Source organism: Bowdeniella nasicola, from assembly GCF_900107735.1.
Classification (GTDB): domain Bacteria; phylum Actinomycetota; class Actinomycetes; order Actinomycetales; family Actinomycetaceae; genus Bowdeniella; species Bowdeniella massiliensis.
In genome coordinates this window covers 61,709-87,465 of record NZ_FNQV01000012.1, presented here as the reverse complement: position 1 = coordinate 87,465, position 25,757 = coordinate 61,709, and the positions used below count along the sequence as shown (strand labels likewise).

Annotated in this window: 21 protein-coding genes, 2 tRNA genes and 2 pseudogenes; 12 read left to right on the top strand and 13 right to left on the bottom strand. The window is 64.3% G+C overall.

The genetic code is table 11. The annotated features are described in order from the left end of the window. On the bottom strand, positions 1–244 hold a 244-nt coding region (locus BLU67_RS09730; protein ID WP_143027397.1), incomplete at its 3' end, for a transposase. A gap of 93 nt (positions 245–337) precedes the next feature. Between BLU67_RS09730 and BLU67_RS12430 the strand changes: the two genes are divergently transcribed. The 3 genes from BLU67_RS12430 to BLU67_RS09720 all read left to right on the top strand — a co-directional run bounded on the left by BLU67_RS12430 (position 338) and on the right by BLU67_RS09720 (position 2,318). After that, on the top strand, positions 338–784 hold the full coding sequence (locus tag BLU67_RS12430) for an HIT family protein (protein ID WP_222842463.1): 447 nt from the start codon (positions 338–340) through the stop codon (positions 782–784). A gap of 143 nt (positions 785–927) precedes the next feature. Further along, entirely contained in the window at positions 928–1,260 is a 333-nt protein-coding gene (locus BLU67_RS12425; RefSeq protein ID WP_222842462.1) for a hypothetical protein, read from the top strand. 62 nt (positions 1,261–1,322) lie between these two features. Then, the gene (locus tag BLU67_RS09720; RefSeq protein WP_092565414.1) at positions 1,323–2,318 is read left to right on the top strand and encodes a DNA-processing protein DprA; all 996 of its coding nucleotides are present in this window, start codon (positions 1,323–1,325) and stop codon (positions 2,316–2,318) included. Between the two features lie 35 nt (positions 2,319–2,353). On the opposite strand, the gene BLU67_RS09715 is transcribed toward BLU67_RS09720, so the two are convergent. Together BLU67_RS09715 and mobF are read right to left on the bottom strand one after the other, a co-directional pair. After that, complete coding sequence (locus BLU67_RS09715; protein ID WP_092565412.1) at positions 2,354–2,728, bottom strand: sulfate permease; 375 nt, start codon at positions 2,726–2,728, stop codon at positions 2,354–2,356. Between the two features lie 140 nt (positions 2,729–2,868). Further along, positions 2,869–6,456, bottom strand: a complete 3,588-nt coding sequence (mobF, locus tag BLU67_RS09710; protein WP_261977090.1) for a MobF family relaxase — start codon at positions 6,454–6,456, stop codon at positions 2,869–2,871. Positions 6,457–6,734: 278 nt separating this feature from the next. Between mobF and BLU67_RS09705 the strand changes: the two genes are divergently transcribed. Next, positions 6,735–7,514, top strand: coding sequence for a DNA cytosine methyltransferase (locus BLU67_RS09705; RefSeq protein ID WP_222842460.1), 780 nt, complete (start codon positions 6,735–6,737; stop codon positions 7,512–7,514). 33 nt (positions 7,515–7,547) lie between these two features. Beyond that, a complete protein-coding gene (locus BLU67_RS12420; protein WP_222842459.1) occupies positions 7,548–7,826 on the top strand; it encodes a hypothetical protein in 279 nt (92 codons plus the stop codon). A 7-nt stretch (positions 7,827–7,833) separates the two neighbouring features. Here the strand turns inward: BLU67_RS12420 and BLU67_RS09700 are convergent, their stop codons facing one another. The 7 genes and pseudogenes from BLU67_RS09700 to BLU67_RS09675 form a co-directional block, all read right to left on the bottom strand. Continuing rightward, entirely contained in the window at positions 7,834–9,048 is a 1,215-nt protein-coding gene (locus BLU67_RS09700; RefSeq protein ID WP_222842458.1) for a DUF262 domain-containing protein, read from the bottom strand. A gap of 48 nt (positions 9,049–9,096) precedes the next feature. After that, positions 9,097–9,519, bottom strand: a pseudogene (locus BLU67_RS12415) (DUF262 domain-containing protein); the annotation flags it as partial. A gap of 123 nt (positions 9,520–9,642) precedes the next feature. Next, positions 9,643–12,213 (bottom strand): DEAD/DEAH box helicase family protein, encoded by a 2,571-nt coding sequence (locus BLU67_RS09695; protein WP_092565411.1) that lies wholly within the window; start codon positions 12,211–12,213, stop codon positions 9,643–9,645. After that, on the bottom strand, positions 12,206–13,867 hold the full coding sequence (locus BLU67_RS09690) for an Eco57I restriction-modification methylase domain-containing protein (RefSeq protein WP_261977089.1): 1,662 nt from the start codon (positions 13,865–13,867) through the stop codon (positions 12,206–12,208). The genes BLU67_RS09695 and BLU67_RS09690 overlap by 8 nt, the downstream gene beginning before the upstream one ends. After that, the gene (locus tag BLU67_RS09685; protein ID WP_092565409.1) at positions 13,864–14,508 is read right to left on the bottom strand and encodes an N-6 DNA methylase; all 645 of its coding nucleotides are present in this window, start codon (positions 14,506–14,508) and stop codon (positions 13,864–13,866) included. The genes BLU67_RS09690 and BLU67_RS09685 overlap by 4 nt, the downstream gene beginning before the upstream one ends. 79 nt (positions 14,509–14,587) lie before the next feature. After that, positions 14,588–14,764: pseudogene (locus BLU67_RS12410) on the bottom strand (helix-turn-helix domain-containing protein); the annotation flags it as partial. 135 nt (positions 14,765–14,899) lie between these two features. Then, positions 14,900–15,055, bottom strand: coding sequence for a hypothetical protein (locus BLU67_RS09675; RefSeq protein WP_176780771.1), 156 nt, complete (start codon positions 15,053–15,055; stop codon positions 14,900–14,902). A gap of 246 nt (positions 15,056–15,301) precedes the next feature. On the opposite strand from BLU67_RS09675, the gene BLU67_RS09670 reads away from it, so the two are divergent. Then, positions 15,302–16,981, top strand: a complete 1,680-nt coding sequence (locus BLU67_RS09670; RefSeq protein ID WP_092565407.1) for a recombinase family protein — start codon at positions 15,302–15,304, stop codon at positions 16,979–16,981. Here the strand turns inward: BLU67_RS09670 and BLU67_RS09665 are convergent. Together BLU67_RS09665 and orn are read right to left on the bottom strand one after the other, a co-directional pair. Further along, a tRNA-His gene (locus tag BLU67_RS09665) sits at positions 16,974–17,049 on the bottom strand. The two genes, BLU67_RS09670 and BLU67_RS09665, sit on opposite strands and share 8 nt — an antisense overlap. An 86-nt stretch (positions 17,050–17,135) precedes the next feature. Beyond that, complete coding sequence (orn, locus tag BLU67_RS09660; protein ID WP_261977093.1) at positions 17,136–17,807, bottom strand: oligoribonuclease; 672 nt, start codon at positions 17,805–17,807, stop codon at positions 17,136–17,138. Positions 17,808–18,443: 636 nt separating this feature from the next. On the opposite strand from orn, the gene BLU67_RS09655 reads away from it, so the two are divergent. From BLU67_RS09655 to BLU67_RS09645, 3 genes are read left to right on the top strand one after another with little or no spacing between them, the layout of a single operon-like run. Then, entirely contained in the window at positions 18,444–19,097 is a 654-nt protein-coding gene (locus tag BLU67_RS09655) for a TetR/AcrR family transcriptional regulator (protein ID WP_261977092.1), read from the top strand. 43 nt (positions 19,098–19,140) lie between these two features. Continuing rightward, positions 19,141–20,070 carry an ABC transporter ATP-binding protein gene (locus BLU67_RS09650; protein ID WP_092565405.1) on the top strand — a complete coding sequence of 310 codons (930 nt, stop codon included), beginning with the start codon at positions 19,141–19,143 and terminating at the stop codon, positions 20,068–20,070. Then, positions 20,067–21,725, top strand: coding sequence for an ABC transporter permease (locus tag BLU67_RS09645; protein ID WP_222842456.1), 1,659 nt, complete (start codon positions 20,067–20,069; stop codon positions 21,723–21,725). The genes BLU67_RS09650 and BLU67_RS09645 overlap by 4 nt, the downstream gene beginning before the upstream one ends. 189 nt (positions 21,726–21,914) lie before the next feature. On the opposite strand, the gene BLU67_RS09640 is transcribed toward BLU67_RS09645, so the two are convergent. Beyond that, positions 21,915–21,990, bottom strand: a tRNA-Arg gene (locus tag BLU67_RS09640). 117 nt (positions 21,991–22,107) lie between these two features. On the opposite strand from BLU67_RS09640, the gene BLU67_RS09635 reads away from it, so the two are divergent. The 3 genes from BLU67_RS09635 (at position 22,108) to BLU67_RS09625 (ending at position 25,705) form a co-directional block, all read left to right on the top strand. Beyond that, positions 22,108–23,712, top strand: coding sequence for a GTPase (locus BLU67_RS09635; RefSeq protein WP_092565401.1), 1,605 nt, complete (start codon positions 22,108–22,110; stop codon positions 23,710–23,712). Beyond that, on the top strand, positions 23,696–25,120 hold the full coding sequence (locus BLU67_RS09630; protein WP_092565399.1) for a GTPase: 1,425 nt from the start codon (positions 23,696–23,698) through the stop codon (positions 25,118–25,120). The genes BLU67_RS09635 and BLU67_RS09630 overlap by 17 nt, the downstream gene beginning before the upstream one ends. Before the next feature lie 132 nt (positions 25,121–25,252). Further along, the gene (locus BLU67_RS09625; RefSeq protein ID WP_176780769.1) at positions 25,253–25,705 is read left to right on the top strand and encodes a single-stranded DNA-binding protein; all 453 of its coding nucleotides are present in this window, start codon (positions 25,253–25,255) and stop codon (positions 25,703–25,705) included. Positions 25,706–25,757 lie beyond the last annotated feature (52 nt).

Sequence of the window (25,757 nt, the reverse complement as noted above, 5' to 3'; positions counted from 1 at the left end):
GCCTGAGGACCTCGTTTTCCATCTCGAGCTCACGAATTCGTTTGAGCGCTTGGCGCATCTCCCGCTGCTCGTCAGGGTCTTTTGACGGGGTCATCCCATACGACGTGAACCTCGCATCTTGAATCCACGAGGCGAGAGCTGACTTCGAGATACCGAGATCTTTACACACGGTTTTCTGCGTGAGGCCGGACTCCACGAGCGCGACAGCATCTCGCTTGAACTCCTCACTGTACTTCGATGGCATGCTCATCATCCTTTCAGTATCGATCTTCAGATCGAGACAGTCTTGGACTCAAGCAAACCGACAGCAGACCCAACATCACGACGTGGGTGAGCAATGCCTACAAGCGATCCTGATTGCCCCTTCTGCGAGATTGTCGACCGGGACGATCCCGACGCTCGCGAGGTCTATCGCGATGAGCATGTCGTTGCCTTCTTCCCGCACAATCCGGCTACCCTCGGGCACACGCTTGTGATCCCTCGCCTCCATGTGCCCGACATTTGGGCACTTGATGAAGTCACTGCCGAGCAGCTCTCCAGGGCAACAACGCGGCTCGCCGCAGCAGTCAAGCGCGCAGTCAACCCCGATGGCCTCAACGTCATTCAGTCCAACGGTAGCGCGGCCAGTCAGACGGTCTTCCACCTGCACGTCCATCTTGTGCCTCGCTGGGAAGGAGACCCCATCGGGCACATCTGGCCGCCTGAAAGCAACTACAGCGAGGAGGCGAAGGACGAAGCGTGGGAAGCGCTGAGAGCCGAGTGCCGGAAGGCGAGCAACAAGTGAGTACGCCGACCCAACCCTCAGACGAAGATCGGCGGAAGCACCTCGACTTCATACAGGCAGTCGTCACTCGCATGTCCGCTGCGTCATCAAGTGCGAAAGGGTGGCTGCTGCCAGTCGTCACGGCCACCTTTGGGTTCGCGCTAGTGCAGCACTCACGAGCGGTTACTCTGCTCGGACTCGCAGCGGTCGTGCTCTTCATGTTCCTCGACGCCAACTATCTGCGACAAGAACGCGCCTACCGGCGACTGTACGACACCGTTGCACGGGGCACGCGCGCCGTCCCACAGTTCTCACTCGACCCCTCCGAAGCTGACGATCCGATACCTGCATCGGCCGGGTGGCGTGAGCGAGTCAAGACTGTGATTGGCCGATGGGTCCCGGCATGGAGCGTCTGGTCATCGTGGTCGATCTTGCCCTTCTACGGTGCTCTCTTGCTCATCGGCGTTGGCATCTATATCCGCGCCGTCATCACCTAGCTGCCACCGAACCGGGGCTGGCTGTGCACCTCGTCGGTATCAAATGCCGAGAGGGGCCGACGATGGTTGTGCTGAGTGACCTCGCAGACGACGAGCGAACCGCGCGGATGGTGCTGTCCATGCTCGTCGAGCCCAACGATCCGGTGACTGGCCGAGTCATGAATGGACTCGGGGCGATGGAGACGCTCCGCCTCGCCGAGCGCGACGGCGCGGTGGTCGGTCTCAGCGCCGTCGACGCGCAGATCTGGCGCGACCACTTCGACGCACCTGCGGCGAAGGACATCGCCGCCCGTCTCGATCAGGCTCAGCAGTCAGGCATCCAGGTTCTTGTCCCAGGCGACGTGAGCTGGCCCGTTGCCCTCAACGATCTTGGCGATCTCGCTCCCTACGTGTTGTGGACGCGCGGTGCCTCGTCGTTCCTCTCCCGCCCGTTGCAGGACTTCGTCACGATCACCGGATCGCGCGCATCCACCTCGTACGGTGACCATGTTGCCCGCGAACTGGGCGCCTCGGCGGTTGCGGACGAGCGCGTCGTCGTCGCCGGTGGCGCGTACGGGATCGAAGGCGCTGCGCACCAAGCTGCTCTCGCTGCAGGTGGTGACACGATCGCGATCCTCGCTAACGGCATCGACCGTCCTTACCCTGCTGGCCACCGTGACCTACTCGAACGCGTGGCCGATGTCGGGCTTCTCGTCAGCGAGGTCCCGCCTGGTGCCGTTCCCACGCGGCATCGGTTCATCGCTCGTGGGCGGCTGATGGCGGCGCTCGCGTCTACGACGGTGATCGTTGAGGCGGCAGGTCGGTCAGGCTCCTTGGGGGTGGCGCAGCACGCTTTCGAGCTGGGTCGAAGCGTGGGAGCAGTGCCTGGCCCGGTGACGAGCGCCGCGAGCCTCGGGCCGCATCGTCTGCTACGGGAAGGCACTGCTTCACTGGTCGCCGACAGCGCCGATCTTGCGCGCCTGGTGGAACGCGGCAACGCTCGCCAGGTCTCTGCGCCGCGTACGCAAGTTGCGAATCGAGTCCGTCCGGCTACGCCTGGACCAACACGTTCGCTGTAGCTGCTCGTCAAGAGTTTGGCGGATGGAAGTGTCTCTCAGCGGCTGCTGCGAGTGAGTTCACGCTGAGGCACCTCAGCGTCTACCTCGCGCTCGGCACGCTTCCGGGCGTGGCGTTCCTTGGCGCGTGCCTTCACGAGCAGCACCACGCTCACCGGGCCGATGACGACCATCTTGAGAGCGTTCCAGATGCAGATCAGGACCACGAGGTGGAGCCATCCGGGGCCGCCGGACTCGATGAGAGTAGTGCACCAGGCAGCGACGCCCAGGTACGTAGCGGCCAGCAGCATCGCTGGCACGCCCCACTTCAGCCCGTTCCTCGTTCGGATCAGGTCAAGCAGGATGTTGCTCGGCATGTAACGACGCAGGAAGTAGCGGACCTGCGTGCTGGCTGTCCACAGTAGGCGGATCATGATGGGCTCCTCTCAACACGCACGTACGTTGTCGAGACGGTGCGTGGAGAGTGACCCGAAGGTCTGCCGCGAACGGCCCAAAGGTAAGGAGAAATCCGCCTCACTTCAAGGCTACGTCGCGGCGGGGACATTTGGAAGGGTCAGATGCTGCGTCCTGGCTGAGGCTGCCCCCGTCTGACGGCGTTGAGCCCAGCCTCCGGCGAAGCGCTCTGGGCAGGGGAAAGGAGCAACCTGTCGAGTGCTGCTCGCGCCCTCGCGGCGTCGATCTTCTGTGCGGCCGACTCGGCCGGGGCACCAAGGGGTGCATCGTCGGCGATGAAGTACCGGTCGCGGTAAGCGGCGACGACTCGTGCAGCCCTGCGCCAGGTCGCAGCGCGGCGTCGCTCGCTCGGTGGCATGCCGAGTGCCCTTGTCCACGGAACGCCATCGGCAAGGGCCGTGTCGAGCGCGGCGTCGGCGCGGGCCTCGATCAGCATCGCTCGCTCGTCGAGTGCGGCTCGCATCTCGGCGTCCACCACGCCAACGGCGTGTGGGATGAGTCCGGCAATGAGGCGCGGCGGTTTCCGGGTTCGTCCTGATCCCGCTGGTCGAGCGGTCGCGCGCTCGACGCGGTAGTGGAGGACGGCGGCGATGTCGTCGGCGTCGCCGAACCCTCGCGCTGCGACAAGCCGTGGCATGAGCGCATCGACGTCGTGGTGGTTGGCCTCGGCGCGGCGGAGCTCGGCGGCGAGTGGGCCGAATGCCTCGGAATCGATGGCGCTGTCGGCCTGGTCGTCGGTGAGTCCGGACCTGCGAACGAGGGTGGCCCAGCGGTCGTGTTGGGCTGTGGCGGCGATGGTCTCGTACTCGGCAGCGAGCTGGGCGATCGAGCCCCACTGCTCCTGCTCGGCAACGATCGTCTCGTGCGCCGAGAGCTCGGCTCCACTGTGCTGGAGAACGCCGGAGAGCACGCTGCGGGTGGTCGCGTTGGGGTCGTCGCCGGGGTGCGGCTCTGCATGGTCGTCGGCGCGGTCAAGGGTGACGTAGGCGCGGTTGGAGTGGCGGCCTCGGGTCATTGCGACATAGAAGGTCTCTCTGGTCGAGGTCGGTGCGACTAACACATGCGCGGTGTCGGTCGTGACGCCTTGCGCACGGTAGGCGGTGACGGCGTAGCCGAGATCGACGCTCTCGGAGACATACGAGGCGGGCAGGACGATACTGCCGCCGAACCTTCGCCCACGCCTCCGTACCGCGATAGTCCCGTCCTCGCGGACGGTGGTGCCGACCCCGTGGTCGCGCGCAATGGTGAGAGTCCCGTCATCGCCGACGGCCGTGATCGTCCAGACATCGCCATTGCGCACCCAGTCCCGCCCGGTCACAGTGCGGAGTCGTCGGTCGTTGCGTCGGGTGATGATCGTGTCCCCGATCCCGGCGGCGGTGCCGTCGCACAGTTCGACCTCGCGGTCGGGGTTCAGCATCTTGTTTTGGATCAGGTCGGCGCGGGCGCGACGGTTCAGCGTGGTCACGTCTTCGTGGGTTTCGGCGATCAGCACCGAGACGAGTCCGGCGTCGCGGTCGGCGCGCCAGGCGTTGTAGGCGGTGTCGGTCATGGCCTCGGAGTCGCCGTCGGTGATGCGCTCGTGGGCGAGGTAGGCGTCGACGGCCTGGGCGCGTCCATGGCGCAGCTCGAGTGAGGCGGCCTTCTCCCAGGTATGGGTGAAGCGGTGGGCGTCGACCAGTTCGGGGGTGTCGGCCCGGTCGTGGGCGATCATCGCGAATGCGCCGCCGGCGTCCACGGATTGCAGTTGGGCGTAGTCGCCGACCAGCAGCACCTTCGCGCCCGCTTCCTGGGCGAGGTGGGTGATGCGGTCCAGCGAGAGCGTGCCTGCGAGGGAGGCTTCGTCGATGATGACGAGCTGACCCGCCTCGAAGGTGGTGCCGTGCAGGAGGTGGTTCTGCCACCACTTCGCCGTGTTCTCAGTTGTGATCCCGAGATCGTCGGCGAGCACCTGTGCTGCAACGGCCGATGGGGCGAGCCCGACGACGGAGCCGGGACCGTGTTCGGCTTCCCACGCCTGGCGGAGTGCGTTCATGGCGGTGGTCTTGCCCGCCCCGGCAGGGCCCACGAGAACATCGAGCATCCGTCCGAACACTGCGATGTGGATCAGAGCGTCAGCTTGGTCATCGCTGAGCAGCCGACCGTCAGCGTCGGGCCTTCGGGTGGTCTTCTCGACGGTCGCGAGGGAGACCGTCGGTCCGGCCAGGTTGCTGGCGCGTTCGAGCAGTCTGTCCTCGGCAGCAAGCTGCGCCTCTGAGGTGAACACGGTAGAGCTCTTCGGACGGAACACTGAGGTGCCGTCAGGCCGACGGAACACGACCGGCGAGGCCGCGAGTTCGGGCGGGGTCAACCGAAGCGAGACGAGCTCGGCGGCGTCGGCGACCATCGCGACGATGGCTTCCCGATCCTGCATGGTGGCGAACCGCCAACCCATTGTCTGCCGGGATGCCTCGGCCATGAGATTCCACCGTCGCCAGGTCGCGCGCTTCTCGCCGACCACCTCGACGACTGAACGCCCAATCTCGCCGATCACGTCGAGCGGCACGTCGTCGGCGCGCAGCAGGAGCGGCTTATCGTTGTCGGTGACCTCGCGTGCCCACATCGTTGCGTCCCGGCCCAGCGTCTTCGTGGCGCGGTCGCGCCACTCCGCGGTGAGGTTGGCCAGGGACCGGACCCGCTTATCAGGGCGAGTGGTCAGGGTGGCCTGGGCTCGGAGCTTCATGATGACCGCCGGTGTGGGGCGCCGTCCATGTGCCGCGACGTACTCGGTGATGAGCCGGTCGGTCTCGATGTCGATGTGGCGGGCGCGGGTGGAGAACTCCGCGACGAGTTCCTCCGGGACGCCCGTGATCGCCCAGGCCGGGTTGTGGTCGCGACCCATGTCTCGGGCTTCCCAGGAGACCCCGAAGGTGCGCGTCATGTGGTCGGCGAACACGGCTTCGTGTAGTTCGGAGAGCGCGACGACGGCGGCATGCATCGGCCTGCCGTCGAGCGAGCGCCACTTGCCGTCGAAGGTGGTCTTGGCCTTGTTGCTGATGACCACATGCGTATGCAGGTGAGGGTCACCGGCGCGGGAGTCGAAGTGATCGAACGCCGTCGCGATCAGCCCGGTGACATCGACCTGCGCAACCGCGCCATCCCCGGCAGTTGCACCCGTGCGTGTGGCCGCAACCTCGCGCTCCATGAACGCAACCACCTCCGCAATCGCCCGATGATGCGCCTCACCGATCAGCGCCTGGACCCCGGCATCGGCTACCGCCCACAACACTGACGCGGACTTCGGAATCGAGAACGTGAAGTCAAAACCCGCCACCGCACGCCGTGTGCTGCGGGCAGTCTCCTCGGCAACGATCTGCGCGACAGCCTCACCCTTGGCGCCGGGCGTCAACGCCGGATCGAGAGCTGCGATCCGTGCCTCGATCCACTCGTTCTGGCTCTTGTACGTCGCTAAGCCCAAGCCGAGTTTGTCGCCGGTGATTGGATCACAGCCCGTGCCCATCAGGAGCTGGAGCTGGTCTCCTGATACTCGGTCGCCCACCTGAATCTCGCCCTTGCCGAGGGCCGCTACACCCGCGCCAAGCCAGCGACCAGGCGGGGTGCCCCTCCTCCTTGTAGTAGCGAGTGAGCGGCGTCGAGAGCGGCCGGTTGCCGTCGGCGGCCACGACCGTCTTGAGCAGGTACTTGTAGCCATCACCCGCCGACATCACGCGCATCGAAACCGTCATGCTCACCTCCGCTCCTGCCGGGCAGGTGAGCATCCGCACCCGGTGACTTCTACGGCGGTAATGCCCGGATCAACCTCGACCTGCAAGACGCGTGTGACCTCCGAGTGCGGTTGGAGCGAAGGCCGGAGGTAGAGGACCTCGGGCGGCAGGCGCGTGTGGGTGTCGTGCACCTGACAGGTGACCAGCTCGACATCAGCTTCGTGACGAGGCGATAGCGGGAACGACCACCACCGGAGCGCACTTCATGCACGACCTCGACGCCAGCGGCGACTCAGAACTCAGGATCGGGTCGCTGTTCAGCGGCTACGGCGGCCTCGACCTTGCCGTCGAGCACGTCTTCAACGCCAAGACCGTGTGGTTCTCCGAACTCAACGAGCCCGTCACCCGCGTCTTCGCCCGCCACTGGCCAGATGCACCGACCCTCGGTGACATCACGGCCATCGACTGGCGTCATGTCGAGCCTGTGGACATCCTCATCGGAGGGTTCCCATGCCAAGACGTCTCCACCGTCGGCAAGCGCGCCGGCCTCGCTCCTGGCACGCGCTCGGGTCTGTGGGCGCACATGGCCATAGCCATCGACGCACTCCAGCCCGAATGGGTCGTCATCGAGAACGTCCGCGGGCTGCTGTCCTCACCCGCAACGCGGCCACCCACAGAAGGAGACGACAATGACCGACGCAACCCCGGCGATGCAACCCCCGATGACGCAACCCTTCGCATCCTGGAACCCGACCCGTGGCGTCTGGGAGACAACGCAGCTCGACCTCTACGGGCTCTCGGCGCCGTTCTCGGCGATCTGGCCGACCTGCGGCTGGATTCACGATGGATCGGCCTACCGGCTTCCCTTGTCGGCGCTCCCCACCAACGCTTCCGCATCTTCGCCCTCGCCCGGCGCACTGTTCCGCACTCCGCTGGCGACGGACTCATCGCGCGGTGGAGAAACGCTCGACCAGGTGCGAGCGAGGCGCGGGACGATCGCCTTGTCGCACCAGATCATCGACTTCGCACTCCACGGACCGGCTAGCTCACCGAACAGTCGAGGCGAATCGGAGACGCTGTGGTCCCTGATCGACGGACTGTTCAGCGCTGGGGACGCTACGCCGACGCCATCACCCGCTGGGAACACATCACCGGACGCCCCGCGCCAGCGCCAGCCCTCCTGAACGACGCGGAAGGCCCCCGCCCGGCACCAGCATTCGTCGAATGGCTGATGGGCCTCCCGATTGGGTGGGTTGCGGACAGCGACGACCTGACGCAGAACCAGCAGCTCACCGCGCTAGGCAACGGAGTGCTACCTCTCCAGGCCGTGTCCGCACTGTCGCTGCTCGCCGCGTGAGCCTGGGCTAGGAGAGAGCCGCTTCCTCCGGTGCGCCCGGTGTTGTTCCCAGAGCGGCGAGTAGGCGGGTCCGGATTCGCTGCTTGCGCTCCTCGAAGAACGAGGTGAAGTCGGCCAAGTCGAGCGGAAGGCCGTCGAGGTCGTTCTCGGCAAGGTAGGTAGCTCGCTTGTCCTCGCTCGGGAAGGCAGTCTCAATCCACTCCGCAGGTAGGCCGTCTTGCTTCTCGATGTTGGCAGTCCCAGCAAGCAACTGGAGGTTCGGCAGGAGGTTCACGACCGCGAGGTAGTCATCGATGCTGTCGAGCGGAATCCCGGCGTCGAGGAGCTTCTTCTTGGTGAACCGTGACTTGGGGAAGATGTGGTCTTCGTGGAACTTCTTGCTCAGGTCCAGCCCGGGGTACAGGACCGAGAGGACGGAGAACGTTCGCTGGCCGGCGTACTTGAGGTTGAGCAGTTCGTCGATCTCGGCGTTGTCGAACGCGAGGCTCTTGCCGACGGCCGCCATCGCCTCCGCGACCGCCGCAACCGGGAAGCCGTTCGTCGAGTTGGTGCGGAGGACATCGCGGATGCGTGTGAGCAGCGTGTCGAGCCCCGACCCCCAGATGCCACGCTTGACCAGCGAGCGCGTCACCCATCGTTGAAGGGCGAGCCTGTCGGCGGCGTCAGCAGTGGAATCGAGGTACGAGTCGCCCGCACCCCGCAAGTGCAGGTAGTGCGCGACCGGGACGATCACACTGTTCGCGGTGAGGTTGCGCTCGTTGTACCCGAACTGCTGAAGCAGCGTCGCAGCACGCAGCAAGGCCCCCTTGATCTGCGGCCAGGCTGCCTCCACCTTGGCCATGTTCCCTTGGGTGAAGTTGGTGACCTTGAACCGCACCTCCACGTCCGCGGTCGTCAGCGCGGTCTTCAGCACCACATCCTTGGAGAACGAGAACTGGCGGCCGGCGTTGCTGTTGATCTCGGAGACCAGCGAGCGGACTTCCTCACGAGCATCCAGCTCCTGCCACTGGTTCGTCGCCATCGACAGCAGCAGATCGGAGTAGGAGAGCGTGGTGCCGCCGCTGTTGACGCGGACGAAGATTTCGAGCACCTTGTCGGCGTCCTGATTGGTGACCAGGAAGTAGTTCATCGGCTTGAGAATCCGCACCGCCTCGTACAGGTCGTAGAGCCGCTGGAACGCGTCAGCCGATCCAGCGATGCCGCGTTGCTCCAGCTCGCGCATGATCGCGGGGCCAGCGTTGGCGAGATCGAGGACTGCGCCGACTCGGAACTACTTGTCGGCCTCGCCATCCGCCGGGGAGGCCTCCCGGTCGGTGAGGAACCGCAGGTCGTGCTTCGTGCCGAGCTCCTCGTCGTCGGGCTCGTCGACGAGGTTGAGGTAGAGGCGCTTGACGGGGAACGCGTCCGCACTGTTCCACCACGCGTACTTCTTCTTCTCCGCGAAGCTGCCGTACAGCGCGATGTTCAACGAGGTGAGCCGCTGTTGTCCATCGAGCACCGCCGTCGTGCCACTCCCGGAGGAAACCGTTGCCTTGTCGGCGTAGGGGTTGTCGCGCTCGTGGTAGTTGGTCAGGAACTCGTAGAACGTGTACGACTGCGCAGTTTCAGGCTTGACGTCCCAGAGCAGGAACGACCCGACGGGGTATCCGCGCATGAGGCTATCGACAAGCTTGGTGATCTGATCGGCATCCCACGCGAACTCTCGCTAGATTGCAGGCATCAGGTACTCGCGCTTGTGGATAGCGGTCAGCATCTCTTCGATGCTGCGCGGGGTCTGGAACGACATGCGGATTCTCTCGGTAAGGCTGGCAGATGGTCAGGCGATGGCGTCGTCATCTACGGCCACCACGGTGTCGTAGAGGCCGTAGCGCCGCAGCCCCTTGTGGGACTCGATTCCGGTGTAGGACAGAGACGAGTCCTCGTAGCGGCGGAAGGCGAAGACAGCCTGGTTCATGTGGGTCGCGTTGAAGACGCCAAGGTTCACGAGCAGATGGAAATCCTCAACGGTCAGTCCAGTGACGGTGCGGAACAGGCCCGGTTCGAGCTTGGTGATGACATCCTGGAGGGTGTTCTCGCGGAAGTCGGTCAGGTACATGAACGCCGGGATGCGGGTGGCGAACTTGACCAGCTTCTCTTGAATCTGCTTCCGCTTGGACTTGTACTCCTTCTCTTCCGCCGTGAGTTCCTTCTTCTCCGCCGGAGTGATCTCTTGGCCCTTCTCCTTCTTCGCCTTCTTCACGGCGTCGCTCTTGTTCACGACGGTCTCGAAGATGTCGTTGCCGAGCGCGCGGAAGCCTTCGATGTTCATGATGGCGCTGAGGGCGTCAGGGTTGTTCATGATCTTGCGCAGGGTGTCGTTGTCGACGTTGACGAGTATCGCGGACTCCCACTTGCGGGCCAGGAGGGTCGCGGACGTGCCCGACATGGCGATGTCGAGGATGCCGCCAGCATCGACCTGGGTCATGTTCGACCCGTCGTAGGCCAACACGGGCAGGAACTTCACGAGCTCCTCGACGGCCTGCTCCGGGTTCGGCGTCTCCGGCGAGAGACCAGCCCCGTAGTCGGCGATCTGACGCAGCGCCCGGGTCGGCGCGAAGTCGAACACGAAGCACACCGGCTTGAGTACGGCCTCGGCGCTCGGGTTGTCTCCGTCGGGATTCTTGATCGCCCAAGGTGACTGCACGCGGAACGCTGCCTGGAAATAGGTCTCGGGCGAGTTGAGGTTGCGCAGCATCAGGATCGAGGACCACTGCTTGACGGTGACGCCCGTAGTGAGCTTGCCGCAGGACAGGGTGATCGTCTTCGTGTCGTGGCCGTCGCCGATCACCGCCCGTACCGGTGGAAGGGCATCCAGGCCAATGCCCGCGCCAGCACCCGCGACGACAAGGACCTGGTAGTCGTGCCAGAACACGTTCTGCTTCTCCGCGAGCAGATTCGCCATCGCCTGGCACGCAGCCACATTGGGTAGGAACCAGAACGAGTGCTGCAGGTACGGCAGGAGTCGGACATCGGAGTATGGGAACGGCGGACGGGTGCCCATTCGCATGGCGTCGACCTGCGTGGGCAGGTGGGCGCCACGGATGAGATCGAGCCACTTCTGCACGTCGGTCTTGTGCGTGAACTCGGCGTCCTTGCCGATGCCCTTCGCCTCGAAGAACTCGTTGAGATCGAACTCGTCGAACTCTCCCTGGTTCGCGACGGCGATGAGCTCGTCAGGCATCTGGTAGGTGAACAGACGCATCTCCGGGAGCGCCCCGTACGGGTTCCACGCGTCCGGGTGCGCGACGGCGTACTCGGCCTTGGCACGCTGCTCGTCGGTGTAGGTCCAGTTGAAGATTTGCTCCTCGATGAACTCACCCGTTGCCAGCGCCTTGAACGGTGTTCCCGACAGGTACAGGTACGCGCGGGTGGTGATCGGCAGGAAGTCGTCCTCGTCGTTGCCGAGCTCGTCAAGCTCTTCATCGAAGGCGACTAGGCCGTCGTTGTACTCGGCGGCCAGCTCCTTCTGCTTGACCTTCTCGTCCTCGCCCTCGAACAGCTCCTTGGCGGATTCACGCCAGGCACCGAAGTGGTATTCGTCGAAGATGACGAGGTCCCAGTTGGTGGTGTGAACCCACTCGTTCTTTGCCTTGATGAGCCCGGTCTTCCGGTCGCGCCCGAGCAGGTCCTGGAACGAGCCGAAGTAGACCAGCGGCCGAGTCTTGTCGGCGTCGTCCGGGCTACCCCCAGTCGCTGAGGAGAGGTACTGCCAACCGTCGAAGTCAGCGTGAGACTCCAGGTCGGTCTGCCAGGCGTCCTCCACCGCAGGTTTGAAGGTGACCACAAGGATGCGCTTGGCGCCGAGCCGCTTCGCGAGCTGGTAGGAGGCGAAGGTTTTCCCGAAGCGCATCTTGGCGTTCCACAGGAAGCGTGGCACCGCGTGGTAATCCTCGGCCCAAATCGACTCGAAGTAGCCCTGCGCCTTCTCGACGGCGCTGACCTGCTCCGGGCGCATTGGGAAAGTCTCATGATGGGTGCCGCTAAGTTTCACGCCCGTGCGAAGCTCAGTGATCGCCGTACGCACATCCTTCGGGGTACAGCGCATCCACTCTCGCGCTGAGCCGAAGATCGGGTTCTCGAAGCCCTTGTCGACCAACCGTTGACGCACATCTGAGTCGCGGAAGATCGACCCATCGCCGCGTTCGGCGAGCTCATCCACGTGGAGCGTGTAGGCCTGCTGCATCTGCCCCTGCGACTCGCGGATGCGCGCGTTCACGTCCGTCTTGGTTGTCTGTCCCACTTTGAGGAGTCCCGCGTACCCTGTCGGTGGGTCGTTTGGCGACCACGCATAAATGCGCAGCCTCGCTTCGGGGCGCTCGGGAAGGAGTTCGTCGATCTCTCTACTCATCGCTATCGTCGGCCCCGTCCTCGTCGAAGAGGGCGTCGTCATGAGGAGCGACCTGAGACTCAATGAACGCGATCTCGTCGTCGGTCAGGCCGTAGCGCTCGTAGAGGAGAGCATCCGTCCAATCCCGGTCGAGAGGCAAGTCCGGCACAAACGCATATACGTTCCGCGCAGCGTCTTGTGTCCCCTTCCTTAAAGACACCAGAAAGCGGACGAAGCGAGTGCGCAGATACGCTGCATACCGCGTCGCCTCCTCCTCAGTGTCGAACCTTCCGGCGACAAGATACGTCTCCGTGCAGGCCGTGCCGGGCCCGGCAATGATCGGCTTCGAGAGGAACTTCGTCTCGACCGCGGCGCTCGTGCCCTGCACACGCGTCATCAAGACTTTCCAGTCGTCAACCCAATCGCGGTTGGACGGCAAGTCGCCTCGCTCTATCCAATCGACCCTCTGGTTCGCGAAAAGTTTCACCGGCGCGACCATTCGCGAGGGGGATGTACTCCCTCTGAAATTGGTAGCGAGCCCGAAAGGCTTACGACTCGACACCCGTGAGTCGAGCGTTGGCTCCTGCCTCGCTCGAACCTTTTCGAGAATCGGAACGGCTTCATTGCGTCGGACGAGTACGTCGTACGCGTCGAGATAGCGAGCAACAGGTGCGCCGAGCGGCTCGCCGTCCCACATGGTCTGGATCGTGCAAGGACCGTCGTATTCGCGATCCCAGAGGAAATACGAGACTCCGCCTCGGATCTTTACGCCGGGGAAGGCCTCGTAGAGTTTGGGGTAGTCGACGATGTCGTGCATGCGATGGTCGGAGAGCATCTTCTTGCGGTACTCATCAAGCCCCTTGCCTCCCGCAAACCAACGAGACGGAGTCACAAAGACGGCGAAGCGTGGGTCTAGCCCCAGCGCCTTCTCCACGAACGACTGGTAAATCGGTGCTGCGGAGGTGCCATAGCCGCCGTCACTGAGCTGGTACGGAGGGTTCCCGATGATGACGTCGAACTGCATGTTGTCTCCGAACAGCTCGGCCATGCGAGCTTTGATGTCGTCGGTGTGGATGAAGGCATAAGCGTGAGTCTCAAGGTCGTCACCACGGGCGTAGTCGTCCTCGCCCGCTCCGCAGTAGATGCACTTGCGGTTGGTATGGACGATGACTTCTTCGCTGGTCAGCGGATCGGATCGGAACTCTCGTTTCCCACCGCCCCAGGTGTGCTCGGTGCGCTCGAACCAGATATTGCCGTCCTCGGTCGTGAATGACCTGGCGATCGAGTGCGGGCCGTTGGCGAACCTCGAGCAGTAGACGCTCCGGCGCGCAAGCAGCGCAGTGAGCTGGGTGATCCCGATGCCGAACACCTGATGGGTGAGGATGTGATCGACGCGTTGGTCGAGGTCGGGGATTGCCAGGACCAGTCCGTCGGTGAGTCGACGGACGATCTCGCGGAGGAACACGCCGGACTTGGTGAACGGATCTAGGAACGTGACATCGGGGTTAGCCCAGATGTCTGCGCCGTCGTTGGCGTCTGCCCACGCGGTTGTGAGCGTATCGAGCATCCGGTTCGCGAACTCTGGCGGGGTGAAGACCTCGTCGTTGGACAGGTTCGCGATGCAGGTCAAGACATCCGGGTTGTGCCCTCGGAGAGTGAAAGGTGCAAGGCTCACGCGGCGGCCTCCGCGATCTGGCTGAAGGTCATCGTCGGATAGGTTTGCGCGGGAACGAACAGGTCATCGTCGTCGAGTTCGCCGAACAGTGTCCCCTCGTACGAGGCGCGCTGAGTGAGGTCGTCGTAGCGGAAGTCCCGCCTCTGGAACTTCCCCTTGCCGAGGTAGCCCCACTCAGGAAACGTGATCGGCTGGCCGCTTGGCACGGTCATGGTCAAGGCATCCCCCTGGACGATGTTCACGGCTAGGACCGCGCGTGCCGCTCGCGCCCACGGGTCCTCGCTGCTGATGCCCAGGAACGTGTTGAACACCTCTGCGAGATTGTCCCGGCATTCCTCGGCGTTGTCACCGAGGAGCTCGATGCCGTACGTGCACATCAGCGCAAACAGCGCGTAGTGACGCTTCTCGAAGTCGCTCTTGCCGTGGCGAAGCTGGACGGTCATGAGCTTGCGGGCCAAGACTGGCACGAGGAAGTTGCCCGAGCCGCAGGCGGGCTCAAGCACGCGAGAGTCGATCCGCTCGGACTCGTGCTTAACGAGATCGAGCATGTCCTCGACCATCCACGCTGGCGTGAACACCTCGCCGTGATCCGCAACGCGCTGCTTGGACTTCACCAAGCGCTGGGCCTCACTCAGCGTCATCGTCTCTCCTCCCCGTGCTCGTCGTCATGATCGTAGGAGCGACCACCGACTTTGGCGTGACCTGCTGTGGAGCTTCGTGGTCGCTAACCGCCGCTCCCGCGCGCACCCAGTCGTCGATCTCGCTGGCTTGGAACTTCCAGAGGCGTCCGACTTTGTGGGCGGGCATGGCCTTCTCGGCGATCCAGGTGTAGACGGTGTCTTTGGTGACCCCGAGGTGGGTGGCGATGTCGTCTGCGGACAGCCACGGCTCAGCCACGTTGGTCCTCCCTCGCTCTATGGCCCTGGCAGGGCAACACTCACGATGATACCGGTGGAGCTGCGGCTTGAATGGGGTTTCTCCGGGCGTGGCCGAACGAGATGGGTGCCGAGGGTGGTCGCTGCGTTCTGCCGATCAGTGCAGGACGCGGGCCTTGAGCCAGGTGGTCACTGTCTCGTGCCACCGGTCGGGGTCGGTGTTCCAGCACAGGGTGTGATCGGCGTCGAACGTCTCCAGCGCGACGAGGTCCGGGCGGTCATGTCGGAGTGTTTGTGAGAGCCGGATCGGCACCGACTTGTCTCTGGTGCCGTGGAGGATCAGGGTCGGCGTCTCGTGCCAGGGCGAGCGCGTCGTCGTAGAATGAGGGCATCCGTCGCGGACGGCGGATGTTGTGGTCCTAGCGCTTCGCCTCGGCGAGGCAAAGTAAACGTGGCCGATTCGGCCTAGTCCTACAGCCTTCGGGCTCTCCTCACGATCAACACCCACCGCGAAACGAGCCGCGTCGGATCACGGGACCAGTGACTGTGGAGAAGAGCCATGACGATCATCGACGTGGACCGCACCGCGATAGACAGCCTCGTAGCGCCCACCCCGTTCCCCGGATCGTTCGCCGTCTCCTACCTGCGGGTCTCCACGAAGGAGCAGGCGGAGAAGGGCGGCCAGGCGGAGGGCTTCTCGATCCCTGCGCAGCGCGAGGCGAACCAGCGCAAGGCCGACCAGCTCGGCGCAACGATCATCGAGGAGTTCGTCGACGCGGGCGAGTCCGCACGGAAGGCCGACCGGCCCGAACTGATGCGGATGATTCAGTACGTCGCGAAGCACAAGACGAACTACTGCATCGTCCAGAAGGTCGACCGGCTGGCCCGCAACCGTGCCGATGACGTGACCATCCACCTCGCACTCAAGGACGCCGGCGTCACGCTGGTCTCGGCCACGGAGAACATCGACGAGACCCCATCGGGGATGCTGCTGCACGGCATCATGTCCTCGATTGCCGAGTTCTACTCCCGCAACCTCGCCACTGAGGTCGTCAAGGGCCTGTCACAGAAGGCCGCGCAGGGCGGCACCGTGACGAAGGCGCCCTTCGGCTACCGCAACGTCGGGGTACGAGACGAGTTCGGGCGGGAGGTCCGCACCGTCGAGATCGACGAAGAGCGTGCGCGATTGGTCCGGTGGGCGTTCCAGGTGTTCGCATCCGGCGACTGGACGACCAGCCAACTCCACCAGGAACTCGTGGCGCGAGGGCTCACGACGGCAGCGTCACCGCGACGACCATCCAGACCCATCGCGAAGTTGTCGGTGCACCGGATGCTGAAGAACCCGTACTACAAGGGCAGCGTCCGCTATCAGGGCGTGACCTACGCCGGAGCGCACGAGGCCATCGTCTCCAATGAAGTCGGGGACCAGGTGCAGACCGTGCTCGGCACGCACCGCTCGGCAGCAGACGCAACGCAAGTCCACGAACACTCCTCGAAGGGGACGGTCTTCTGCGGTCAGTGCGGCTCGCGGCTGCTGGTGTGCAACGCGAAGAGCAGTCAGGGCACGATCTACCCGTACTTCGTGTGCGCCGGCCGGCATGGCGGCAGAGGCGACTGCACCCGGCAGGCGATGCTGATCGAGCAGGTCGAACGGCTCATCGAGCGCTTCTACGACAAGGTGCAGATCGACCCGGAAACGATCGAGGCGGTCTCGGCGATGCTCCATGCCAGGTTCGACGAGATGATGGCCGAAGGTGCCGCCGAGCTCGCCGCCCTCGCGTCCCGGAGAACCCAGCTCGAAGGCGAGCAGCACAAGCTGCTCCAAGCCCACTACGCCGGAGCCATCCCACTCGACCTCCTCAAAAGGGAGCAGGACCGGATCACCGCCTCGTTGGAGACCATCGAACACCGGATCAGCGCGCACCACGGCCACTACGCGGCTGCGCGAGAGAACCTCGACGACTCCCTGAAACTGCTGTCCAACGCCGCCGACATTTACGAGCACGCCGACGACGCGAACCGTCGGCTCATCAATCAGGCGCTGTTCAAGACGATCTACATCGACGAGGACAACAACGTGCGCGTCGGCTACCGCAACCCGTACGACGGGCTGAGTCTGTCCGGCCTCCATGCCGACGCCCTGAGCTGGGCCGCCGAGGCAAAGAAGATGGGCCAGGCTGAACCCTCGACCAAGGGTGGCCCCTTGGTCGAAAGTTCAAACCTGACCCGTTTGGGGTGAGTAACGGGGCTTGAACCCGCGACCTTCTGGACCACAACCAGACGCTCTACCGACTGAGCTATACCCACCATGTGCCGTCCGTAAAACGGGGGCAACGATCGATTAGTCTACCGAAGAAAAATGCGGCGACCTAATTCTGTGTCGGTGGCGTACCTCACCGGGTCACGCGTCCGACGGCGCTCGCGATCCGGTCCTTCTCGGCCTGCTTTGCTGCGGCTCGTTGCAGCGTCGCATCAGCGAGAACTGTCCCGGCAGCCTCAACGCACTCTGCGGACGTTGGGCCTTCGCCCTCCGGCCACAACACCGAACGGTAGTAGCGCAATTCGTCGATGGACTCGGCAATATCTGCCAGCGCGCGGTGGTCGCCAGCCTTTTCCGGCGCTCGGAAGTAGGTGCGCGGGAACCAGCGACGGGCGAGTTCCTTGATGGAGGAGACGTCGATAATTCGGTAGTGCAAATGGTCTGTGACGGCGGGCATCTGCTTGTCGAGAAAAGCCTTGTCGGTTCCAACGGAGTTACCTGCCAGCGGTGCCTTGCGTGAGACCGGCACGTGCTTCTTGATGTAACTAAGGACCTCGTTGGTCGCGTCTTCCAGGCTGCCGGCCGAAGCGAGTTCATCGAGGAGTCCCGAGCGGGTGTGCATCCGGCGCACAAAATCGTTCATCTGCTCAAGGGCCGTATCGCTGGGTTTGATCAGAACATCGATGCCGCCGTCGAGGGGGTTGAGGTCGGAATCGGTCACGATCGCCGCCACCTCGATGAGTTCATCGTGCTCCAAATCCAGACCGGTCATCTCGCAGTCGATCCAGACCAGCGCATCCTTCACGCGGGACGTTGCCCTCACCTCTTCACTTTCGATCTTCCCAAGGAGGAACTCATCTAAAGTTCCCGCCTCATCGGCCTCCAACATCTGCGCGACACCATCGGGGTCTAGGTGCATGAGATGACGAAGCTCGCCTTGCTCATCCCGAGCGACAACTGCTTCACCATCTTCTGAGCCGGCAAAATCGCGTGCCGCCTCGTAGCCGGCAGACTCGTAGATGGCCAGAGCGCGCCGAGCAACGTACCTGCGGTTCTCGACGTAGGTCGCGACTTCCTCATCTGGAATCAGGTAGGCGTCCACTTGGGTCATTCCCTCAACGTGGTTGTCCATGAGAGTCCCTCCGGTATATGCATGCTCGCCTCGATGATGGAGAGCATCAAGGGTTCTAGGGAAGTCTACCGATTACCTCCGACGTGGTTGCTGAATGCCGCTTGCTAGATCTCACCGAAGCGATACCCATGCTTGCGAAAAGCTGCAGCGATGAGCTCACGCTTGCCCTCGACGCTGCCGTGGAACGCGATGGCCGTCTTGCGCGATGATCGTCAGCCGAGTGATCCACGCCTGCGGTGACGTAAAGGGCGTAGCGGCAGGGGCGAGGAGATCTTAACCCGCTGATTGAACACGTGTTTAATATTGAACATGCGTTCAACATTGGCTTCTCATGCGGCCCCTGAAACGGCTGCACGGATTCGCGAAGCGGCCATCACATTGTTTGCCGAGCGCGGGTTTGCGCGCGCCACGGTCCGCTCAATCGCGGAGGCTGCCGAGGTTTCGCCGGGCCTTGTGATCCATCACTTTGAATCCAAAGAGGGGCTGCGGGAAGCTTGTGACGAACACGTATTCGACGCCCTCACTGAGGCGAAACGACAGGACGTTCGAGGGGCGGCCCCGCTAGCGGTTGGGCTATTCCAAGATCCCACGAGCCTGTCCTACATCTTCTATCTCACCCGATCCCTCCTCGACCCGACCGGGCAAGGTCAGCGCTTCTTCGACCACTATGTCGAGACCATCGAGGAGATTCTTCAGACCGGATTCGAAGGATACGAATTCCGTGTCGCTGAGGATCGGCGCGCCCAGGCAACCGCGCTCGCAATGGTGGCGCTAGGACCTGTCCTGCTCGAGGACAGGATTCGCCACTCCCTTCAGACAAACGACTTCACCGGCAGCATGAAGCGCCTGATTCCGGTCCTGACGGATCTGTACACTCACGGCTTCATTTCTCATGTACCGCACGAGGCCGAGCCTCAAACGGCGGGAGAGAATCCCGGGAGCCCGCACGATCCGCCGCGCTGATGCGGCTCCGATCCAACCAACCCTCACGTCAAAGAAGGCTTTCATGACCATCCATTCTTCGGCGGGTACCGAGGCTCCCGCCATCAGCATTTCTGGCCTCATCAAAAAATTCGGTTCAGTGACCGCGCTCGACGGACTCGACCTCAAGGTTGCGCCGGGCGAAGTCCACGGATTCCTCGGCCCAAACGGGGCAGGCAAATCCACGACGATCCGGATCCTGCTCGGCATCCTGAGAAGTGATTCCGGGACCGCGCGCCTCCTCGGCAAGGATCCCTGGAGCGACGCCGTCAGTCTGCACCGCCGGCTCGCCTATGTTCCCGGCGACGTGGAACTATGGCCCAGCCTCACTGGAGGCGAGGCCATCGACCTCTTTGCCCGGCTGCGAGGCGGGGTGAACACGAAGAAGCGCGACGAGCTTATCGATCGATTCGATCTCGACCCGCGCAAGAAAGGTCGAACCTATTCCAAGGGCAACCGGCAGAAGGTCGCCCTGATCTCAGCCCTCGCTTCGGACGTCGACCTCCTGCTCCTGGACGAACCTACCGCTGGACTCGACCCCCTCATGGAGGCGGTCTTCCAGGACTGCATCCGGGAGGTCAAAGACGCCGGGCGTACGGTATTGCTCTCGAGCCATATCCTGGCCCAGGTAGAAGTCCTTGCCGACCGGATATCGATCGTGCGGCACGGCAAGAATGTGGAGACCGGCACGTTGGATGAGTTGCGTCATCTGTCTCGCACTGCCGTGACCGCTCGGATTGAGCACCCCACCGATAGGCTCGCCGAGCACCGCGGGGTCCACAATTACCGCGTCGAGGACGGCCACGTCCGCTTCGACGTCGATACGAGCGAACTGGCTGACATTATGCGAGAACTCGCTGCCCACGATGTCACCGCATTGACCGCGACTCCGCCAACCCTGGAACAGCTGTTGCTGCGCCACTACGGTGATGAGCTGCATCGGAGTGCCCGATGAGCGGGGCGGTGCTTTCAATGACCGACCGGATGCCCGCGCGATCGGACGCCCTGGCCGGACTCGGGCAGCTGCTACGGTTCATGATCCGACGCGACCGCATTCGCATGCCCGCGTGGGTCCTGGGAATGGCGATGATGCTCGCGTACTTTGCGAACGCGCTGGGTCTCGTCCTGGACGAGAAAGCGCTACGCAGCTTCGCCGCGTTCGCGGCCAACCCCGTCATGGCGCTCATTGGTGGACCCGGCTACGGGTTCGAGGACATCACCGTTGGACGGTTCCTCGTCGGCATGTACGGCGCTTACTTGATGATCGGTGCTGCGCTCATGAGCATCACGACGATCTCGCGGCACACCCGCGTCGAGGAACAGACCGGGCGAGCAGAACTTGTGCGCGCCAATGTCGTGGGACGCCATTCGAGCCTCGCGGCCGCGCTGATCCTGGCGATCGGCATGAACGTCGTGATGGCGGCGCTCATGACCCTCGTCTTTTCGGCCTCGGAGGCCGGTCCTAACGATATTGGCGCCTCGCTGCTGTTCGCGTGCAGCGTCGCGGCCGTCGGGATTGTCTTTGCCACGGTTGCCGCCGTGACAATGCAGCTCTCGCCGTTTTCGCGAGCGGCGTCGGGTATGGCGGGGGCGGTGCTTGCCGCGTCGTTCATTGTGCGCGGGTTGGGCGATATGTCGCGGATCCAGGGAGGTTCCCTCGAGTGGCTCTCGTGGCTGTCACCGCTTGGCTGGTCGCAGCAAACCGCTCCGCTCACACTCGATCGGTGGTGGCCTTTACTGATCTCACTCGGGGTCAGCCTCGTTCTCATCTATCTCGGTTTTGCGTTGCAGTCACGCCGTGACCTTGGGGCGGGAATCCTGCCTGACCGGCTCGGATCGGCGACCGCTCCCGCATGGCTGAACAGTGCGGTGAGCATTGCCTTCCGGCTGCAGCGCGCCACGCTCGCATGGTGGTCCGCCTCGATGTTGGCAGCCGGCGTGATCTTCGGGGCGTTCGTCCAGCCCATGGCCGACAACGCTGCCGGAATGCCGCCGGAGATCCTCGCGATGTTTGGTGGAACCGCGGGAATGATTGATGGCTACCTCGGTTTCATGGCGCTTTACTTCGCTGTTTTCGTCTCCGTCTTCGCACTGTTATCGCTCCAGGCGCTCAAAGGCGAGGAATACGGCGTGCGCACCGAACCGGTTCTCGCGACCGCGGTGACGCGTCGCGGGTGGGTGTTCGCCTGGCTTACCATCACCGTCGTGGGCTCTGTTTGGCTGCTGGCGCTCGCGGGGCTCGGTGAAGGGCTTGGTGCTGCCATGGCGACGGGGGACTGGGGCCTCGTTGGGCCGACCTTCCTCGGCCACATCGCCCAGGTTCCCGCGGTGTGGTTACTCGTTGGCGTCGGGGTGGCACTCTACGGATTTGCGCCGAGGCTGCTCGCCCTGACGTGGCTCGCCTTCGGCTATAGCACCGCGCTCGCAATGTTCGGCGACGTGCTCAGCCTCGATGACTCCATGCTGAAGACATCCGTCTTCCGTCATATCGGACAGTATCCTGCGGTCGATCTGTCGGCCGGTGCGATAGGGGTGCTCACCCTGGTCGCGGCAGTGCTCATGGCGGTCGGGATCTGGGGTTTTCAGCGGCGCGATCTCATCACGGCGTGATGTCACGATCCGCCGAGCGGCGTCGTCACGAAAGCTGGGTTGCGGGAACGTCGTCGAAAGGCACGTTCCCACAACCCAGCTGTTTGGTCAGGGGCTACTCGTGCTTGGCGGGCGTGAACCTCTGTTCGGACAATCGCTTCGATCGACTTTTCGCTGCGAAATAGCGCGCGGAAGGCGAGAAGGCCGCGGTGGTGCCCCCGGCAGGACTCGAACCTGCAACCTACGGATTAGAAGGCCGGTGCTCTATCCATTGAGCTACGGAGGCGTAATCCAAGTCTATCGGTCGAGCCCGCTCGCGCGGAATTCGCTCCGGGCGGGTCACACCGCGCTAATTGGGCAAGAACTGGAATAATGAGGACTATCTTGACGTCTGGAGGGACACGTGACTCAACCGAGCGGTGGCGCCGATCTGCCTGAGGTAGCCGCACTGCCGGGATTGCTCAGCGCGATCCACGACGATCTTGCCTCCGCTCCGTTCGTGTTATCCGCTCCCTATATCGATGACGCGGAGATCCTTCGCACCCGGGTGCTGACCCAGATCGACGCCCATCTGCTGCCTCGCGCTGGCGGCAAAAACATCCCCGTCGTCGCGGTCCTTGGCGGATCCACGGGGGCGGGAAAATCGACTCTCATGAATTCGATCCTCGGGCAAGAAGTCTCCGAAGCTAGCGTGCTGCGCCCGACGACGCGCCAAGCGGTCCTCGCTCACCACCCCGAAACCTCGATCGCTCATGTTCCGCTCGCCGAACTCACGACGACGGTGGCGCACGAACGGCTGCCGGAGGGTCTCGCGCTCATCGACGCCCCGGACCTCGATTCCTTTGACGATGCGAACCGCAAGGCAGCGGCGGAATTGCTCGAAGCCGCCGACCTATGGCTGTTTGTCACGACGGCCGCGCGCTATGGCGATGCGATCCCGTGGCACAACCTGCAGCACGCGCACCAGCGCGGCCTGCAGCTCGCCATCGTCTTTAACCGCGTGCCCCAAAAGATCCTTGCCGACGTGCGCGCCGACCTCATGAACCGCCTCACCGAGGCGGGCCTCGGAGATGTCCCGCTGTTCATCATCGGAGACGTGGGCCCGCACGAGGGGCTCTTGCCCGATGACTCCGTTGCGGAACTACGCGAATGGCTCACCCTCGCCACCGAAGGCGAGCAAGGCCGCGGCATCATCGCGCGTACGACACGCGGCGCGTGGGGCGCGCTGCGCGAGAACCTGGAAGAACTCACGCGCGTCTACGTCCGCCAGGCGCACGCGCTCGACAACCTCGCCGATATTGCCGACGACAACGCCTCGGCAACGGCCGTCGACCTCACCACCGCGCTGCGCTCCGGCAGCGCCGCGGTCGGCGCGCCGACGACGCGTTGGCTCACCTCGGCCGCCTCCTCCGGCCCACTGTCCGACCTGCTGACCGAGAACTTCGCGAACGTGAAACCCGGCATAGGGGGCCGTCGCCTGGCACGCCGCAATGCTGCCGCCGAAGCGCTCGGGCTCGACATTCACGCCGCGATGCGCACCGTCCTTGCGGACGCTATTCACGATGTCCCGGCCCAGATCGGCGAACAGTGGCGCGAGACGCACTGCGGCGCCGAGGTCCTCATGAGCGATATCCCGCACGTCACGACGGCCGAAGCGCGTGAGGAAGCGGACCGCGTCCTTACGGCGTGGGGGCAAGAACTCGATGCAATCGTCGCCCCGCACGTGCGGGAGAACGTGCTCTCCGCCTCCGGCACCGCCCACCTGCTGGCCGCTGCGGTCGGGGGAGTACGCGGCGCCGGACAGGTCATCACCCGGCTCATCGGACCCGCGGCGATTGAACAGGGTCGCGAGGTCCTGACGGCCATGTGCTCCGAAGTCGTCACCCAGTCCGCGAGCCCGTACCACAGCGCGCTCGGCGGCACGGCGGGCCATAGCCGAAAGGTTGTGACAGGCCTGCGGCTGCGGGTCTCGGAATTGGGAAGGTACCTCGATGCAGTTAGACCTTGACGGCCGGATCGCGCGGATCGAGCAGGCCCTTGCCGCCGACGCCCGCCCCTGGGACACCGAGGAGATCGACCGCGCACATTCGGAGATCCTCGCCATCCAAAACCGGCGCCAGATCGCGGGCGGCCACGTCGTCGCCGCCCTCATTGGCGGCACCGGCTCCGGCAAATCCTCGCTCTTTAACGCCCTGACGGGCACGGACCTCGCCGACGCCGGCGCGCTGCGACCCACGACGGAAGCCGCGACGGCCTTCACCTGGGGAGAGCCTGCCAGCACGTTGACCACCTACCTCGCGATCGAACCCGAGCGCGTCACCTCACGCACCACGGAGCTGGAGCGCGCGCACGAAAAGGCCCTCGATGGCCTCGTCCTGCTCGACCTGCCGGACCACGACTCGGTCAAGGACGCCCACTCCGGACTCGTCGATCGCCTGCTGCCACTCGTCGACGTGCTCGTGTGGGTCGTCGACCCGCAAAAATACGCCGACCACATCCTGCATTCGCGCTACCTCGCCAAGATGCGTCGCCGCGCCGACGCCATGGTCGTCGTCATGAACCACATCGACCGCGTGCCCGAGGCCCGCCGCGATACCCTCCTCGCCGATCTCGCCGGCGTGCTCGAACTCGACGGCCTCGCGGGCGTGCCCGTCATCGCTACCTCGGCCGCGACGGGCGAAGGCATCGAGGAGCTGCGCCGCCTGCTCGCGATTGCCAACGCCGAACCCTCGATGGTTGAGCGCACCGCCAGCGCCGAGCTCGACGCCGTCGTCGCCACGCTGCACAACAAGCTGTCCGAAACGGACTCCGCGGTCACCCCCGAACTCGTCGACGACACCTCGCGTGAACTCGTCACGGCCTGCGGTGTCGACGCCGTCATCGACGCTCTCGAACACGCGATCGCCCACCCGCGCGATGCCTCCGTCCCGCCGAGCCAGTCACCGTCCTACGCCACAGTCGCCGCCGTCGGCTCGACGTGGGCCATGCGCGCCCAAGCTGACCTGCCCGAAGTCTGGGCCGACCGCATCGACGCCGCCATGCCGGGCGTGCAAGAACTTGCCGATGACGTCCACGAGGCCGTCGCCGCCGTGCCTCGCCCGCCGCTGCGCGATACCGCCACGCGCGTGGCGACGCTGGTCGGTTTCATCCTCGCGACCCTTGGGGTCGTCTTCCTCGTCCTTGCCCTGATGAACCTCATCTCGGCGAGCTGGCTCATCGGCCTCGGCATAGCCGCGGGCGGCCTCCTCCTCGTCGGCTTCGCCTCGATGCGTCGCACGTCGCGCGCCAAGCAGGCCCCGCGAGACTACTACGATTCCGTACTCGAGGCCGTCGGCACCGTCGTCAAGACGAAACTCGTGGAGCCCACGGTCGCTGTCCTGGCCGATCACGAAGAGCTCCGCTCCCAGCTGCGATAGCTCGCCGCCGCTATCCACAGCCCCGCACAGCGCCCACTTCGCCCCGAGGATGTCAACGCGGCAGGCGCCCCGAGGGCGCTTCTGGCCCACAGTGAGTCCTACCCGCACCCGCAGGTAGGAAGGATGACCATCATGAACTCCATGGATGTCACACTCAAGGGCAACCTTGGTGCCCACCCCGAAAAGATCACGGCCGTCACGACGGCCAACCTCGTCAAACTCCGCGTCGCCCACTCCATGCGTCGCAAAGGCCCCGACGGTGAGTTCACCTCCGAAACCCAGTGGTTCACCGTCAAGTGCTTCGGCCAATTGGCGGACAACGTCCTCAATTCACTCGGCAAAGGTGATCCCGTGCTCGTGCGCGGTCGCGTCGAAACCGAGTCCTGGACCAATCAAGCCGGCCAAGACCGTACCCAGGTCGTCGTCATCGCATCCCACGTCGGAATCGACCTGACGACGGGCACCGCCCGCTTCACTCGCGTCAGGCGAGACGAACCCGAAAAGGAGGTCCGCCCGCCCCTTGAAGTCATGGACACCACCGTTCCCTACCCCGATGACGACCAGGAGCTGCGCGAAGCTGTCTAATTCGGTGTGCCGGGCCGGCCACCGGCCCGGCACATCTCACGTTTTGCTCGCG

What these genes read in the sequence shown, in the direction of transcription:
- BLU67_RS09720 (WP_092565414.1), top strand. Translation starts at nt 1,323, where the DNA reads ATGGTTGTGCTGAGTGACCTCGCAGACGACGAGCGAACCGCGCGGATG.
- mobF (WP_261977090.1), bottom strand. Translation starts at nt 6,456, where the DNA reads ATGGCTACAAGTACCTGCTCAAGACGGTCGTGGCCGCCGACGGCAACC.
- BLU67_RS09650 (WP_092565405.1), top strand. Translation starts at nt 19,141, where the DNA reads ATGACCATCCATTCTTCGGCGGGTACCGAGGCTCCCGCCATCAGCATT.
- BLU67_RS09685 (WP_092565409.1), bottom strand. Translation starts at nt 14,508, where the DNA reads ATGACGCTGAGTGAGGCCCAGCGCTTGGTGAAGTCCAAGCAGCGCGTT.
- BLU67_RS12430 (WP_222842463.1), top strand. Translation starts at nt 338, where the DNA reads ATGCCTACAAGCGATCCTGATTGCCCCTTCTGCGAGATTGTCGACCGG.
- BLU67_RS09630 (WP_092565399.1), top strand. Translation starts at nt 23,696, where the DNA reads ATGCAGTTAGACCTTGACGGCCGGATCGCGCGGATCGAGCAGGCCCTT.
- BLU67_RS09655 (WP_261977092.1), top strand. Translation starts at nt 18,444, where the DNA reads ATGCGTTCAACATTGGCTTCTCATGCGGCCCCTGAAACGGCTGCACGG.
- BLU67_RS09705 (WP_222842460.1), top strand. Translation starts at nt 6,735, where the DNA reads ATGCACGACCTCGACGCCAGCGGCGACTCAGAACTCAGGATCGGGTCG.
- BLU67_RS09700 (WP_222842458.1), bottom strand. Translation starts at nt 9,048, where the DNA reads ATGCGCGAGCTGGAGCAACGCGGCATCGCTGGATCGGCTGACGCGTTC.
- BLU67_RS09670 (WP_092565407.1), top strand. Translation starts at nt 15,302, where the DNA reads ATGACGATCATCGACGTGGACCGCACCGCGATAGACAGCCTCGTAGCG.
- BLU67_RS09695 (WP_092565411.1), bottom strand. Translation starts at nt 12,213, where the DNA reads ATGAGTAGAGAGATCGACGAACTCCTTCCCGAGCGCCCCGAAGCGAGG.
- BLU67_RS09625 (WP_176780769.1), top strand. Translation starts at nt 25,253, where the DNA reads ATGAACTCCATGGATGTCACACTCAAGGGCAACCTTGGTGCCCACCCC.
- BLU67_RS09645 (WP_222842456.1), top strand. Translation starts at nt 20,067, where the DNA reads ATGAGCGGGGCGGTGCTTTCAATGACCGACCGGATGCCCGCGCGATCG.
- BLU67_RS09715 (WP_092565412.1), bottom strand. Translation starts at nt 2,728, where the DNA reads ATGATCCGCCTACTGTGGACAGCCAGCACGCAGGTCCGCTACTTCCTG.